At 63.1% G+C, this 13,741-nt stretch carries 11 protein-coding genes; 9 read left to right on the top strand and 2 right to left on the bottom strand.

Annotated features, from left to right (window positions below; all coding sequences use genetic code 11):
- Window positions 1-26: 26 nt before the first annotated feature.
- Complete coding sequence (locus tag LG373_RS01020) at window positions 27-845, bottom strand: MBL fold metallo-hydrolase (RefSeq protein ID WP_225748743.1); 819 nt, start codon at window positions 843-845, stop codon at window positions 27-29.
- 582 nt (window positions 846-1,427) lie between these two features.
- Between LG373_RS01020 and LG373_RS01025 the strand changes: the two genes are divergently transcribed.
- From LG373_RS01025 to LG373_RS01065, 9 genes are all read left to right on the top strand, one after another.
- A complete protein-coding gene (locus LG373_RS01025) occupies window positions 1,428-4,334 on the top strand; it encodes a molybdopterin-dependent oxidoreductase (protein ID WP_114567034.1) in 2,907 nt (968 codons plus the stop codon).
- Window positions 4,335-4,362: 28 nt separating this feature from the next.
- On the top strand, window positions 4,363-4,941 hold the full coding sequence (locus LG373_RS01030; RefSeq protein WP_225748744.1) for a 4Fe-4S dicluster domain-containing protein: 579 nt from the start codon (window positions 4,363-4,365) through the stop codon (window positions 4,939-4,941).
- Window positions 4,941-5,921, top strand: a complete 981-nt coding sequence (gene nrfD / locus LG373_RS01035; protein WP_216528968.1) for an NrfD/PsrC family molybdoenzyme membrane anchor subunit — start codon at window positions 4,941-4,943, stop codon at window positions 5,919-5,921. Before LG373_RS01030 ends, nrfD begins: the two co-directional genes overlap by 1 nt.
- A gap of 77 nt (window positions 5,922-5,998) precedes the next feature.
- On the top strand, window positions 5,999-7,018 hold the full coding sequence (locus LG373_RS01040; protein WP_225748745.1) for a (Fe-S)-binding protein: 1,020 nt from the start codon (window positions 5,999-6,001) through the stop codon (window positions 7,016-7,018).
- Window positions 7,015-9,276 carry a molybdopterin-dependent oxidoreductase gene (locus tag LG373_RS01045; RefSeq protein WP_225748746.1) on the top strand — a complete coding sequence of 754 codons (2,262 nt, stop codon included), beginning with the start codon at window positions 7,015-7,017 and terminating at the stop codon, window positions 9,274-9,276. The genes LG373_RS01040 and LG373_RS01045 overlap by 4 nt, the downstream gene beginning before the upstream one ends.
- 63 nt (window positions 9,277-9,339) lie before the next feature.
- Window positions 9,340-10,203 (top strand): DUF2064 domain-containing protein, encoded by an 864-nt coding sequence (locus LG373_RS01050; RefSeq protein WP_114567029.1) that lies wholly within the window; start codon window positions 9,340-9,342, stop codon window positions 10,201-10,203.
- A gap of 9 nt (window positions 10,204-10,212) precedes the next feature.
- Window positions 10,213-11,559, top strand: a complete 1,347-nt coding sequence (locus tag LG373_RS01055) for a radical SAM protein (RefSeq protein ID WP_225748747.1) — start codon at window positions 10,213-10,215, stop codon at window positions 11,557-11,559.
- A 65-nt stretch (window positions 11,560-11,624) separates the two neighbouring features.
- Window positions 11,625-12,605, top strand: a complete 981-nt coding sequence (locus LG373_RS01060; RefSeq protein ID WP_225748748.1) for a DUF169 domain-containing protein — start codon at window positions 11,625-11,627, stop codon at window positions 12,603-12,605.
- 80 nt (window positions 12,606-12,685) lie between these two features.
- Window positions 12,686-13,123: a GNAT family N-acetyltransferase gene (locus tag LG373_RS01065; protein WP_225748749.1), complete on the top strand. Its 438-nt coding sequence runs from the start codon at window positions 12,686-12,688 to the stop codon at window positions 13,121-13,123.
- 33 nt (window positions 13,124-13,156) lie between these two features.
- On the opposite strand, the gene LG373_RS01070 is transcribed toward LG373_RS01065, so the two are convergent.
- Complete coding sequence (locus tag LG373_RS01070) at window positions 13,157-13,588, bottom strand: PadR family transcriptional regulator (protein ID WP_114567025.1); 432 nt, start codon at window positions 13,586-13,588, stop codon at window positions 13,157-13,159.
- Window positions 13,589-13,741 lie beyond the last annotated feature (153 nt).

A 13,741-nucleotide genomic window follows, 5' to 3' on the forward strand; every position in this document is an offset into this window, starting at 1 on the left:
GGGGCAGTGATTTGGAAACGGCGGGGTCAGATCGAAAGCGACAGCCCGTCGGCAGCGGGTTTCACGCGACCGTCGTACTGTTCGAGGTAGTTCTCCAGCTCTTCAAGCGTGACGGGCTCGTCGTAGTGCATGGCCAAATGCGTGAGGTACAGCGTCTTGGCGCCAAGCCCCAACCCCTCTTCGATGCACTCCTGCACGCTGTGGTGGTCGTCGGGCGACCAGTTTCGCTTCCAGAACGTGGCGTCCATGGCCATGATGTCCACACCTCTCACGCGCTCGGCCGTTTCAGGGGGCAGCTTGCCGGTGTCCGACGCGTAGAGCAGGCGGGTCTCCTCGGTTTCGATAAGGTATCCGTACGTGCCGGGCGCGTGCGTCACCGGCAGGGCCGTGTAGCGCGCGCCGTCCAGCTCGATGCGCTGGTGGGGCTGAATCTCGCGCATGTCCAGGCAGCCCGTCATGTAGTGGAACTCCCGGCCGATGCCTTCGAGCGTCGCGGCGCTGCCGTACGTGGGCAGCGCCGCCTTGCGCACAAGCTGCACAAGGTACTCCAGCTCTCCCAGGCCGCCCATGTGGTCGAAGTGCGCGTGCGTGAACAGCAGTTCGTCCACGGTGCGCACGTCCTCTCGGATGAGTTGATGGCGCACGTCGGGCGGCGTGTCGATGAGCACGGTCCTGCCTGGCGAGCCGTCGGCGTTCGCGCCCCGCACCATGACGCCGCAATCGCCGCGCCGCGCGCGCGGGTTCCGACGAGCCTCGTTGCAGGCGGGGCAGTCGCAGAAGAAGGCCGGTATGCCGCACCCGGCGGCGGTGCCCATGAACGTGAACGTATGCGTCCCTTTTTCCATCGCTGCTCCTTGATTGTTTGTCGTGCCCACTGCTTCATGATATCGCTTTTGCGGCGGGCTTTCCTCGGGTCCCGCGACGAGCCGTACCCGATATGGGCGGACTCATTGCATCGTTATCCTCTTTTTTGGATCGTCGGGGGCGCAAAAATCCATTATCGGGGTAGCACATGCTTTTATGCATGGTTATAATCAATTAGCAGATCTAATCTACTACTTGTTGGCATCGAGCAACTAAAGAAGACGAGAAGCACGATGCCGATTGGCGGTTGAAGAAGACGAGCTGCTGCTGCGCCGGTTCGATCCAGGGGAGCCGTGCCATGTCCCCGGGAGCGCGCGGAATGCCCAGGCGAGCGGTCGGCGCGGAAATCGAGGTCCGATCAACTAATACTAGCGGGCTTACTCGCTGGAGGAATTTAGAGCTTCCGGGGTGATGTGGATGGAACGGGCGTTTTATACACTGGCGTGGATGATCCGCGCGAGCGAGAGCGTTCATGCCAAGCGGAGCTCCCGCGCATAATCATGCGAACGGTACGACAGGGTTAAACGGTGAGGAAAACGGACGAGAAGAAGAGGGGAAGGTAGATGACGGAGATTTCCAAGACGTCGAGCGGTCTCAAGGGCCTTGTGTGCCCGGATACCGAATCGACCGAGGTGGACATCCATCAAGAGGGTGTCACCATGGTCAAGTCGCTCTGCTATTTCTGCCATGCCAACTGCGGCGTGCTCGCTTACGTCAAAGACGGCGACGTAATCAAGATCGAGGGCGATCCCGATTACTCGAACCAAGGCGGATTGTGCTGTCGCGGCACCAGCGCGTTGCTGCACGTCAACCACCCCGCCCGCATCAACCATGCGTTGAAGCGCGTGGGCGGCAAGGGCGAGGGCAACTGGGAGAAGATCCCGTACGACCAGGCCATCCAAGAAGTTGCCGATCGGCTGAACCAGATAAAGAAGGAAAGCGGCGCCGAAGCGGTAGCTTCCGCGGGCGGCACCACGCGCACCGACGACTGGGCGCGTCGCCGCTTCCTGAATCAGTTCGGCACGCCGAACGGGTTCCACAACGCGCTGCTGTGCTGGATCCCCACGTTCATGGCCGAAACCTGCGTGGCGGGTTGGTCGCCGTTCGAAACCGACCTCATGGGCGCGAAGTGCCTCATCCTCTGGGGCATGAACCCAGGTGCCTCCACGCTAGGCGGCATGAACGGCTACACGGACCTACAGAAAGCCGGCTTGAAGATCGTGGTCGTGGATCCTCGGTATTCCGAAACGGCCTCCAAAGCCGACCTGTGGCTGCCGCTGCGTCCCGGCTCCGATGCGGCGCTCGCGCTTGCCATGCTCCACACCATCATCTACGAGGGCCTTGTCGACTACGATTTCGTGGGCGAGTGGTGCGACGGCTTCGACGAGCTTCAAGAGCACGTCGCCGAGTACACGCCGGAATGGGCCGCCCCCATCACCTGGCTCGAGCCTGACAAGATTCGCGAGGCCGCGCGCCTGTACGCCATGAACACGCCGGGCTGCATCCAGTGGGGCTGCACGTGGGACCAGATCGGTCGCGCTTCCACCACCGGCAGCCACGCTATCGCCCTTATACGTGCGATCTGCGGAAACCTGGACGTTCCCGGCGGCGACGGCATGCCCGGCCCCGCTTTGAACTACCTTACCGACGAGGAGATGGAGCTTAACGAGTGCCTGCCCGAAGAGCAGAAGGGCAAGCAGATCGGCTCCAACAAGTTCAAGCTCACCTCGTGGCCCGGTTACCAGCTTATCTCCGATAACGCGAAGCGCACGTGGGGCAAGACGCTGCCCACCGAGTGGTTCTGCGAGGCGCACGGCCCCAGCGTTTTCAAGGCCATCATCACGGGCGACCCGTACCAGGTGCGCGCGCTCATCGTGAACGCCAGCAACCCCGTCAACTCGTACGGCGACGCCAAGATGACGCTCGAAGCGCTGAAGAAATGCGAGTTCCTGGTCACCGTGGACTACTGGATGACCCCCACGGCGCTGCTGTCCGACTACGTGTTCCCGGCGGCGGGCGCGCTCGAGCGGCCCACCATCGTCACCCATTACGGCGCAACCGACTCGATCATGGGCGGGAAGCGCGCCATGCAGCCCAAGTACGACCGCCACACCGACATGACGTTCTGGCGCAAGCTGGGACTTGCGTGCGGCCAGGATCCCGCCAACTGGCCTTGGGAGACCGAGGAAGAAGCCTACTTCCACATTCTCCAGCCTTTGGGCCTGCCCGGCGTGGAATGCTACGACGATTTCGTCGACTACTATCGCATGTACTATCCGCCGCTGCATCAGAACAAGTTCAAGACCAACGGCGGCTTCTGGACGCCTTCGGGCAAGGTCGAGTGCAACTCGTCCATCCTGCGCGAGCTTGGCTACGCGGGCATGCCCACCTACATCGGCTGTATCGAAAACGAGATCGACACCCCGGAGATCGCTGCGGAATACCCTATCGTGCTCACCACGGGCGGCGGCTTCATGCCGTACCACCATTCGGAGCACTTCCAGATGCAGGGCATTCGCTACCTGTATCCCGATCCGTACTTCTCCATCAACCCGGAACTGGCTGCGAAGCTCAACATCGAGTACGGGGAATGGTGCTGGATAGAAACGCGTCGCGGCCGCATCAAGATGCGCGCCAACGTGGAGGCGGAAGTCCATCCGAACGTGGTGTTCGCGCCGCGCGGCTGGTGGTTCCCCGAGCGCGACGGCTCCGCCGATCTGAACAACCCCTTCGGGTGCCTTGAGTCGAACGTCAACGTGCTGACCTCGGTCGATGACGAGCACTGCGATCCGATGGGCGGATCGTGGGCGAACCGCGGCCTGATGTGCAAGGTGTACAAGTGCGGCGATTTCGACAAGGAGTACAAGCCGGAGGATACCCAGTTCTCCATCCCCGGATCTTCGGTTAAGCCGGGCGTCACGGTCATGCCAAGCGACCAGAAGCTTGCACGCGAGCCTATTCCGTTCGAGAAGCCGCAGCCTCCCGAGGACGTTCCCGAGGGATACGAATGGGTGTGGCAGAACAACGCCCTGTACCAGAAGGACACGCATTTCCGTCTTGACGAATCGGGTTGGCTCGTCAACCCCCGCACGAAGGCGTACCACGACGCGTACACCGGCTGGCGCTACGACGCGGCGGGCGAGTGCCTTGTGGACGACGCGACCGGCAAGCTGTACACGATGGATCGCGAGGAAATCGTGGTCGTGGCGGGCGTCCGTTGCTATCCCGGTGCGGCGGCTGCCCCGTTCGAGGTTCCCGAGAACTTGACCTGGAACGCGGAGGCGGGCTGCGCCGTCCTTGGCGACCTTCCGTACGTCTACGATCCGAACAGCGGCTGGTTGCTGGATCCTGAAAGCGGCGCGTTCCACGATGCGTACTACGGGTGGCTCTACGACGCGGCCACGGGAAATCTGATCGACGAGGCGACGGGCAAGCGCTACGACATGTCGTATGCCCCCGTCGAAGACTAGTTGCCGAGCGGGAAGAAAGGATAGATACATGACTCGTTACGTTATGGTCATCGACCAACGTCGTTGCATCGGTTGCCATTCCTGCACGGTTGCTTGTCGTACGTGGAACAAGCTTCCGCTTGACATCATTTACAACCCGGTGGTTACCGAGGGCGCGCAGGGCACCTGGCCCAACGTCCATAAGAGCTGGCAGCCGCTGCTGTGCATGCACTGCGAGAACCCCGAGTGCGTTCCCTGCTGCCCGTCGGGCGCAAGCCAGCAAGACGAAGACGGAACCGTGTGGGTCGACCCCAAAAAGTGCCTGTCGTGCAAGGTGTGCGTGAACGCCTGCCCCTACGGCATGCGTGACGCCTCGCACCTGGAGGATCGCATGCACCGCTTCGTACGCAAGTGCACGTTCTGCCGCGACAAGCGCCAGCTCGATCCCTCCGCGCAGCCGTACTGCGTGCTGACCTGCCATCAGAAGGCCCGCATTTTCGGCGATCTCGATGATCCGAACAGCGAAGTTTCCAAGCTTATCGGATCGGTGAAGACCGAGCGTCTCTTCGAAGAGCTGGGCACCGAGCCTCAGATCTACTATATTCCTGATTTGGGAGGTAAGGCATAATGAAGCATCATTACTGGGAGCCCCCCATCGCCCTCTACCTGTTCCTGGGCGGCTTGGCTGGCGGCGTTTTGTTCCTGGCTGCTATCTTCAACAGCTTCGTGGTTCCGGGTCATGCGGAAGTGTTCGCGCTTCCGGTGCTCGTGGCCCTGGGCTGCGTGGCCCTGGGCTGCGTGTTCCTGATCGTCGACCTTGGCCAGCCGGGCGTGTTCTGGAGGGTGTGGACAACGTCGAAGTCCATCATCAAATGGGGCGCGACGTTCCTGGTCATCGCCTCGGTGTTCGCGCTGGTGTTCTTCCTCGCCTTCGTCGGCGACGCGCTGCCCGTGCTCGCCGGCCTGTCCGATCTTCTGAAGCCCGCCGCCGACTTCTCCTTGCTGGTTGCCGGGTTCTTCGGGCTGTGCATCATGATGTACACGGGCATCATGCTGTCCACGCTGAAAGCCCATGCGTTTTGGGCGACCCCGGCGCTTCCCGTGCTGTTCACCATTTCGGCCATCTCGACGGGCTGCGCCGCCATCGTCTTGTCCATCGGCGGTTGGCCTGCGGCTTTTTCGCTGGAGTCGTTCGTCGTGTCCGAAGTTGTGCTGGAAATCCTGCACGTGGCCGACATCGTGCTGGTCATTGCCGAGCTCATCGTGCTGCTGACCATGATCCTGTCGTTCGCGGGTGCCGGCAACGTGACCGCAAAGGCGGCGGCTCGTCGGTGGGTGCGCGGATCGTATGCGGGCCTGTTCTGGGTTGGCATGGTGGGTCTGGGCCTGGTGGTGCCGCTGCTTATGTACCTGGGCGGCGGCCATTCGCCGGCTGCTCAGGTTGTGGCTCCCATCCTGGTGCTGTGCGGCGGCTGCCTGCTGCGCTTCATGGTGGTCAACACCGACGATCGTGCCGAGATTCCGGGCGAGAACCGCTACTACAATCGCGTTGCCAAAAAGGACGCGGAGTTCATTTCCAAGTGGACGTACGGCGATAACCAATTCTAAATTCGCCCGCGCCGGGCTGCGGGCTTCCAAGGATGCCTGCAGCCCGGATGCGCGGTTTTGACCGGAGGGGATAGACGATGGAGAGGACGGGGGAGGGTTGCATGAGCGAGTACGTGTTTGAAGACGCCCTGGCGCGAAGCATTGTTTCGTGTGGGTTCCCGCAACTTGAGATCGCGGTTGAGCGCGTCCCGGGCGATCCGCGCCCGTGCTCTTCGGTGTTCTTCCCCGGTTGTTCGCTGATCAACTACGGATTGCCGCTGGTCAACGCCATGTACGACACTCTTTCGGATGCGGGTTGCGTCGACGGCGTCTCGCTTTTGTGCTGCGGGAAGATACTGTCGTACGAACCCGACGGAGACGCCGTGCGCGCTTCGTTCGAAGAGCAGCTGCGCGCAAGTTTGCGTTCCTCCGAAGTCGAGCGCATCGTGGCTGCCTGCCCCAATTGCGTGCAGGCCCTGCGCGCCGCGCTTGCGGCCGACGAGCGTACGGCCGGCATCCAGGTTGTCGCGCTGCCTGCGGTGCTGGCCGATCTGGGCTACCGTATCGACGAAGGCGTTGCTCGGCGCCTGCTGGCGCAAGAGACGGGAGTCGCGGCTTCCGAGGTGCGCGCGAGCGTGCACGACTCGTGCCCTGATCGGGATACCGGGGAATCCGCCGATGGCGTGCGCGCGCTCATGCCCGCCGACCTTGTGGTTGAGCTGGCTCATATTCGCAAGCGCTCGTACTGCTGCGGGTCGTTGCTGCGGGCGGTTGGGAAGTTCGATCGCGCCGACGACGCCGCGCGCCGTCATGGCCAGGAAGCTCGTGCGGCCGGATCGAGCGCGTTCGTGGTGGCGTGCATGAGCTGCGCGCTGCAGTTGGAAACGTTTGCGGCGCCGATCTCGGCGTTTCACTACCTGGAGCTTTTGTACGATTGGCGCATCGATTGGAGTCGAGCCGATTCGTACATGAAACTCCGGTTTCTTTTCGACGACGCTCTTGATGCCGTGGAGGGCGCATCGAGTTCGCGGGCGTTCGCGTCTCTCGGTGCGCCCGAGGCTGCTTGCGCCGTCGGCGCTGGCCAGCGCGTCGAAACGAGTCCGGAGGTGATCTCGTGACCACGGAAATCAAGCCTACGAACTGCCATTACTGCGGATACTGCTGTGCGCTTCTCGCCACGGTCGAGGACGGGCGCGTGGTGAAGATCGACCCCGATCCTGCGCGCTATCCCTACGATGCTCGCGTTCTTGCGGGATGTCGCCGCTGGCGCATGAACCTGGACGCCCTCGACGGCGCCGATCGGGTGAACTACCCGTTGCGGCGCGCAGGGTCGCGCGGCAGCGGGAAGTGGGAGCGCGTGAGCTGGGACGATGCGCTCGACGATATTGCGGCGCGGTTGCAGGAGCTTGCTGCCGAGCACGGCCCGGAAACGCTTGCCAGCGCCATCGGCGGCCCGCACGCTTCGTTTTGGCCGCTGCATCGTTTCATGAACCTGTTCGGAAGCCCGAACAACATGGGCATCGGGCAGATCTGCTGGAACCCACGCATCTGGATGGACGCTCTGACGTTCGGGTGGACGGTGGAGGCCGACATTGTTCCGGGTGTTACGGAATGCCTGTTTCTTTGGGGCACGAATCCGGCGGAATCCGACAACTCGGCATTCTGGCGCTCCGTGCTGCGGTTCGCGAAGTCCGACGCGCCGCTGGTGGTCGTCGATCCGCGGCGCACGCAAGCCGCAGCCGTCGCCGATCTGTGGCTGCCCGTTCGCCCGGGAACCGATTGCACGCTGGCCTTGGGCTTGCTGCAGGTGATCATTGCCGAGAACCTGGTCGATCGCGCGTTCGTGGACGCTTGGTGCTTCGGCTACGACGAGTTGGCCGCATGCGTACGGCACTACACGCCCGAATACGTGGCCAGCGTGTGCGATGTGCCGGCTGACGACATCGTGCGCGCCGCGCGTCTGTTCGCGCAGGCCGGAGCCGCCGCCCTCGTTTCGGGCCGCGGCATCGACCAGGCGGGCGCGAACGTCGCGCCGACGCACCGCGCGATCTGCTGCTTGCGCGCCGTCACGGGCAATGTGGACAAGCCGGGATCCTGCGTTCTTGCCGACGCCCCCGACTTCGTTTCCGAGATGGAGCTCGAGATGACCGACGCTCTGAAGCCGGAGCATCGCGCGCGCTGCTTGAACACGCCGCACACCCCGCTTCAGTGCTTCGACGGCTACGATCTGGTTCGCCCTCTTACGGAGCGGTTGGGACGCACGCTTCCGGAGCGCTACCTGACCTCGGCGCATCCGCATCTGGTGCTGCGCGCCATGGAGGTCGGCGACCCGTACCCGGTGCGCGCTCTTATCGTGAACGCCACGAACCCGCTTCTGACGTACGCCGACACGCATCGCGTCTTCGAGGCGTTCATGGGGCTGGACTTGCTGGTGGTTCTGGACTACTACATGACGCCCACCGCGAGCATCGCCGACTACGTGCTGCCGATTGCCGGCGCCATCGAGCGGCCCGTGCTGCAGGTGCACGGCGGCGTGGCGAACATGGGCTACGGCGGTCCCGCCGCGGTGCCTCCCTACTACGAACGACGGTGCGACTACGACGTGTTTCGGGAGTTGGGCTTGCGCTTGGGGCAAAAGGACGCGTGGCCCGAAGAGACGCTGGCCGACGCCTTCGCGGCGCAGCTTGCGCGCGCGGGCGTGGACTGGGATACGTTCTGCGATCTGGGCACGTACTGGCAGCAGCCCGCGTACGCCAAGCACGAGCTGCTCGGCCCCGATGGTCGTCCTCAGGGCTTCGCAACCACGACGGGCAAGGTGGAGCTGGCGAGCGAGCTGTTGCCGCGGCTGGGCGGCCCCCGCTTGCCTACGCCGGCCAGGCCGATCACCTTGTGCTCGCAGGAACTGCTCGACGACGCCCGGGCGAAGGGGGCGGCGCACGTGGCGATGATAACCGGCTCGCGCAAGCAGCCCTACAACGCGTCGATGTACTTCAACAACGCATCGTTCAGGGAGAAGTCGCCGTACCCGGTGGCCGAGATGAGCGCGGCTACGGCCGAGCGCCTGAGGCTGTCTCCGGGCGATTGCGTGGAGGTTGCCACCGACAACGGCTCCGCTTGCTTCGTGCTGGCCGTCGCGCGCATGCGCGACGATCTTGTGAACGTCGACTACGGCTGGTGGCATCCCGAATGGGAGCCGGGCGCTCCTGCGTTCGGGGGCATCTGGGAGTCGAACGTGAACTGCCTCACATCGTGCAAGCCGGAAGAGCCGATGATCGGCACATGGTGCTACAACGCCGTCGACTGCGTAGTGCGAAAGGTCGACAGAGTTCTAAGCTGGGAGCGGCCGACGGGGGAAAGCGTCGGCAAGTCCGATTGATCGGACGGTCGTGAACAGCTGCTTTATAACGAAAAGAAACACGACGAGAAGGAGAATGTCCCCATGGCGGAGAAGAAGCAAGCATTGCTGTTGTTCAGCAAGCCTCCGGTGCCGGGTATGGTAAAGACGCGCTTGACCACCGAGCGAGGCGGGTTTCTCACCCCCGAGCAGGCTGCCGAGTTCTTCAAGCGCAGCCTGTACGACGTGAGCGAGCTTTCGATGCACGCGCTCATCGAGATGCAGCTTGAAAACGACGCTGCCGTCGAGGCCGACCCAAGCGTCGACAAGATCACCTACGACTTCTTCGTGTCCACGACGCCGGCGTCGAACGTGGAGCTTATGAAGGAGACGTACGACGCCATCGGTCCGTGGCCGATGGAGGTGCATTACCTCACGGACAAGGGCGCGACGTTCGACGACCATTTCGACGACGCGTTTCGCCAGCTTTTCGATCTGGGCTACGAGCACGTGGTGTCCGTGGGCGGCGACATTCCCACCTTGCCCAAATCCCACGTGATCCAGTCGTTTCAATGGCTCGACTATTTCCAGGCGCTCGGCAAGCCCGGTTTCGTGCAAGCGCCCTGCCAGGAGTGCGGAACGTCGCTGGTGGGGTACAGCCACAACACGCCCGTGAACCATCAAAGCGTCTATTACAACACCGACGGGGTTCCGGCGCTTGACGGCTACATGGCCAAGCTTCAGGACCGCGACGTGCCCTGCGCCTATTTGTCCCCCGTGTCCGACATCGACGAATCGACCGACCTTGCGCACGCCATCTCGTGCATACGCGCCATCAAGCAGTCGGCCGCGTACCAGCCCGGCTTGTTCGTGCCGCAGCGCGTGCTCGACTGGGTCGACTTCATGGGCATCCGGGTTGCCACGCCTCCGAACGACGAGCACGATCCCCGTCAGTACATCGACGAGTAAGAAGACCTGATGAGCGAGCAAAAAACAAGAGGAAGCGAGCATGTGCCGCTGCACAAGACCACGGCGCTGTGCCCGGACTGTTTGCGCGAGCTACCCGCGGACGTGTACGCCGACGCCGAGGGCGTCGTGTGGATGGAGCGCACCTGTCCCGATCACGGCAGGCTTGCTACGCGCATGTGGCCCGATGCCGCGCACTACGAATGGCTGCGCTCGCTCGCGTTTCCCAGGACGTCGCCGTGCGGTGCCATTCCCCCTTCAGGGCCGTGCCCGCTTGGCTGCGGCACGTGCTCTCGCCATGAGCGTCGCGCAACGCTCATGGAAATCGAGGTCACGCGCAACTGCAACCTGCATTGCCCCGTGTGCTTCATGAGCGCGGAAACGGGCGAGGGCGATCCTACGATGGACGAGATCGAGGCCATGTACGACGTGATCGTGAACGCGGTGGGCGCAGACGGTGCCGTGCAGATCACGGGCGGCGAGCCGACGTGCCGCAAGGATCTGCCCGAGATCATCCGCATGGGTCGCGAAAAGGGCTTCTGGGGCATCGAGGTCAACACCAACGGCCTGGTCATCGCCGCGCGCGACGGCTATTTGGAAGAACTGGTGCAGGCGGGGCTCACCGGGGTGTACCTGTCGTTCGACGGCTTGACGGGCAATGTGTACGAGGGGACGTGCGGCCGGGACATCCTCGACGTCAAGCTGAAGGTCATCGAGCGGTGCCGCCAGGTGGGCGTTCAGGTGGTGCTGTCGGTGGCCGTGGTTGCCGGCCTGAACGATGGGCAATTGGGGGACCTGCTGCGCTTCTGCCTGGACAACGCGGACGTGGTGGCGGGCTTGGCACTTCAACCGGCGTTCACCTCGGGGCGCTTCGACGCGGAGCGCGCCCTGCCCATGAGCTCGGGGGACGTGATATTCAAGCTGGCCGAGCAGTCGGAAGGGCTCATCGGCCCGCGCGACGTATGGCCGCTCGGATGCTCGAACCCGCTGTGCGACACCGGCGTGTTCTTCGTGCACGGCGAGCCTCCCCGGGGCGTGGCGCCGCATCCGTCGGGCTTCTACCCGGCTACCAGGGCGATGACGATGGAAGAGTACCGCAAAGGGTACTCGCCAGACAGCCCGCAGGGCTCGGTGTTCTTGGACATCCTGGCTCAGAAGGGCGTCGAGGTGACAAGTGGGCTTTCGGTGATCGTCATGAACTACATGGACGCGGTGTCCATGGACACGCAGCGGCTGCGCGAATGCTCCATGATGGTCACGGTTCCCGATGGTCGCGCGATTCCGTTCTGCTCGTATCACTTGACGGACTCGTGCGGGCGAAGGGTGTATCCGCCTTGGTGCAAGGAATCGCTGCGGTAAGGTTGCGCGACGGGCTCGAAGGCCGGTTTTCGGTTTCGCGCGGAGGTTATGGAAGGGATGCTGATATGACGAATAGCAACGAGGTGGCTTACGCTATCCATGTTGACCAAAGGCTGTGCACGCAGTGCGGCTTGTGCGAGGCGTTTTGCCCGGTGAACGTGTTCGAGCTGGTGGAAGGCGTTCCTCAGGCGTTGCGCTTGGACGACTGCTGGGGCTGCGAGACGTGTGCGGGACAGTGCCCGGCGCACGCGATCCGCATCGAAGCCTCGGCCGCTGCGCGTGCGGCCCAGGCCGATCGGGAGATGGCGCCGCCTCTTGACGAGGCCGTGAAAGCCCAGTACAAGGAATGGGCCGATACGATGCGCGAGATCCTGGGATTGCGCTGGCATCCTGTGGCCATCTCCCTTATCAAGGCGGGGGAACCGCTTCCCGACGTGCCGCTTCCCGAGCAGCGTCTGCGTTATTGCCAGTCGCTCATGGCCGCCCGCCGCGGGGCGTCGATCATGATGCCCGCGAACCGCCATGCGTGCCCAGACGGAACGTCCATTCTGGGTCTTACGCCCATGCCGGAGAAGCTTGCGTCGGGGGAACTGTACATCCTGTTCCATAAGCTGGATTCCGTAGAGGCGGCGAAGCGCATGGTTCACGAGCGCCCCTGCTTGGAGCCTCGCACGGTGGACGCGACGGTGGTGTGCCCCCTCGACGACGCGAAGTGCGCAGCCGACGTGGTGGCCGTGATCGCGAAGCCCGAGCAGATGATGTGGCTGTCTATGGCAACATCGTACTACACGGGGCATCGCCATGATTTCCATGCAAGCGGCTATAATGCCCAGTGCGTTGAAACCACGCTGCTGCCTCTGACGTCGGGCGAGATCAACATATCGTTCGGGTGCTACGGGTGCCGCGCTTCGTCTGATGTGGACGATTCCATGATGATGATGGGCATTCCCGTGGACTTGATGCCCGACGTGGTGAAAGGGTTGAAAGAGCTGGGGAAGAAGGCCATCCCTCAGTCGCGGGATAAAATATACTTGCCGCCGTTCTAGGCGGGGCTTTTCCGGTAGGCGGAGCGTGCGGCGCGTTCGTTCGCCTCGCCTGCCGCGTACGTACGAACAAGGGGGTTGTCGTGGTTTGCGATTTGTTCTCTATCCGCGATGCGCGGCAAGAAGACAAGACGGTGCTCGATTCGTACGCGAACGCCGAGGGGATGGATGCCATTCCCTCCATCGAGGGCGTGCGCGTGGCGGTGAACGAAGACGACGAGGTCGTGGGGTTCATTCGCGTTGTCACGTCCAAGGAGGGCGTGGCGTTCGTGAACCCGGTTGTCACGTACCGAACGTGGCAGGGCTTCGGCGTCGGGCGCGCCCTCATGGACGAAGCGCTTTCCCGACACGGCGAGCTCAGGCTTGTCTCGCGCGGTTCGAGTCGCGCGTTCTACGACGCTCTTGGCTACGAGCCTATCGGGTGGGATCTTATCGAAATGAGCTTGGTCGACGATTGCGACCACTGCACCATGCGCGACGAATGCGGGCCGCAGCCTATGCGAAAGAGGCGGCGGCCCTAGCGTGGTTTTGCGGCGCGTTTTCGGAACTTGTTGCTAGTGGGAACAACGAGGGGCGTCGGGCAGGTCGATTCCAAGGGCCGACGCGGCCAGGCCGCGCAGCTCTTCGAGCGTGAGCTCGTAGCAGGCAAGGGCGTCGATCCAGCGGCGCAGGCAGCAGCGACCCTTGTCGGTCAGCGAGAACAGGCGCTTGGCGGATCCCTCTTCGGGTACGTCCCATTCCGACGTGACCAGCTCGGCTTCCTCCATGCGCTTGAGCGCGCGGTAGATGCCGGTGGCGTCGGGCTTCTTTCCGCCGAACATGGGCGAGGATGCTGCCTGTTGCACGATGACGTAGCCGTGCAACGGCTCGTCGGAGCATGCGAGCAGCGTAAGGATGGTGGGCTGCGACAAACGGTTGAGCGACTTGCCGAGCTCCGCGCACTCTCGCATGTCTTCGTCGGACTTAGGATGACAACTGCTCCACATGGGAAACCTCTTTTTCACTACGCGGTTTGCTTTGGGATTCGGCGCGCCTTCGCATGTTCTCGGTCGTGCGCGCTTTCGGTAAAATTGCAAATGATATCATCTCATGAATATTTGCACTTAGCCAATAGTTTCTTCTCGTCTTTGCGGTTTTGT

The organism is Paraeggerthella sp. Marseille-Q4926 (genome assembly GCF_916618935.1).
Classification (GTDB): Bacteria; Actinomycetota; Coriobacteriia; order Coriobacteriales; family Eggerthellaceae; genus Paraeggerthella; species Paraeggerthella hominis.

What these genes read in the sequence shown, in the direction of transcription:
- LG373_RS01020 (WP_225748743.1), bottom strand. Translation starts at nt 845, where the DNA reads ATGGAAAAAGGGACGCATACGTTCACGTTCATGGGCACCGCCGCCGGG.
- LG373_RS01025 (WP_114567034.1), top strand. Translation starts at nt 1,428, where the DNA reads ATGACGGAGATTTCCAAGACGTCGAGCGGTCTCAAGGGCCTTGTGTGC.
- LG373_RS01030 (WP_225748744.1), top strand. Translation starts at nt 4,363, where the DNA reads ATGACTCGTTACGTTATGGTCATCGACCAACGTCGTTGCATCGGTTGC.
- nrfD (WP_216528968.1), top strand. Translation starts at nt 4,941, where the DNA reads ATGAAGCATCATTACTGGGAGCCCCCCATCGCCCTCTACCTGTTCCTG.
- LG373_RS01040 (WP_225748745.1), top strand. Translation starts at nt 5,999, where the DNA reads ATGGAGAGGACGGGGGAGGGTTGCATGAGCGAGTACGTGTTTGAAGAC.
- LG373_RS01050 (WP_114567029.1), top strand. Translation starts at nt 9,340, where the DNA reads ATGGCGGAGAAGAAGCAAGCATTGCTGTTGTTCAGCAAGCCTCCGGTG.
- LG373_RS01055 (WP_225748747.1), top strand. Translation starts at nt 10,213, where the DNA reads ATGAGCGAGCAAAAAACAAGAGGAAGCGAGCATGTGCCGCTGCACAAG.
- LG373_RS01060 (WP_225748748.1), top strand. Translation starts at nt 11,625, where the DNA reads ATGACGAATAGCAACGAGGTGGCTTACGCTATCCATGTTGACCAAAGG.
- LG373_RS01070 (WP_114567025.1), bottom strand. Translation starts at nt 13,588, where the DNA reads ATGTGGAGCAGTTGTCATCCTAAGTCCGACGAAGACATGCGAGAGTGC.